Raw genomic sequence first — 955 nt, 5'->3', positions numbered from 1 at the left:
TTGTGCGCCCGGCATGGGCTATAACTTGGTGGTGAAAGTCCACTACAGGCTTGGCAGTAGGAACTGTTAGCTTAAGGCAAGGGTGTCCACCGTGAGGTGGAATCTGAAGGAAGCCGGCGGCAAAATCCCGAACTGACGGACAGAAACTGTATATAAGGCTGAATTGGAATGGACGAGTTTGCAAAACAAAACGAAGTCCAATACTGCACAAGTTCCATTTAGTAGATACAGCAGTTACATGGGAGGAAGGTTATAGCTCTTACCCGGGGAGGTCTCACGGACGAGTGAAAACTCGGTTGAAACAAGATTTATCGTGAGAAGTCAGCAGAAACCATAGTAGTTTCCTTACGGAAATGAAGGGTGGAACAATCTTAAATCTTGGAAAACAGGGAGGTGTAGACATCACCGCCGAAACGCAGAAAACATCGTGGTTAAAACCGATAGATGGCTGCCTATGGAGAGATAGGTTGGAAACCGAAAGGTATATAGGAGTGCGCAGGGATGTCGACATGGATATGAAAGAACAGGATGGTATCAATTTAATTGATAAAGTTATTGCAGACGACAACCTTTGGAGGGCATATGCAAAAGTGAGAAGTAACAAAGGTGCTCCTGGTATTGATGGCATTACGGTCTATCAATTAAAAGGACACATGGAAAAATACTTCGAACCTCTTAAAAGGAAGTTGAAGGATGGTACTTACCAACCTCAACCAGTCAAACGAGTTGCCATACCGAAATCTGATGGATCTAAGAGAAACTTGGGAATCCCGACAGTCCTGGATAGAGTAGTGCAACAAGCTATCTTACAGGTGATTGAACCAATCATTGACCCGGAATTCTCGGAGAACAGCTATGGTTTCCGAAAAGGTAGAAACGCTCATCAAGCCATAAAGTTGGCAGAGCAATACTACCAAGAAGGATACCGAGTTGTGGTGGATTGTGATCTAAAGAG

1 protein-coding gene is annotated in these 955 nt (G+C 44.4%); it reads left to right on the top strand.

Translation table 11 applies throughout. From position 1 onward, the window contains the following. Nucleotides 1-353: 353 nt before the first annotated feature. Nucleotides 354-955 (top strand): reverse transcriptase domain-containing protein (locus AC25Y6_RS19580; RefSeq protein ID WP_488144202.1); only part of this gene is annotated, 602 nt, incomplete at its 3' end.

It is taken from the genome of Sporosarcina sp. Y1004, assembly GCF_057669665.1.
This window is presented reverse-complemented; position numbering and strand designations above follow the sequence as displayed.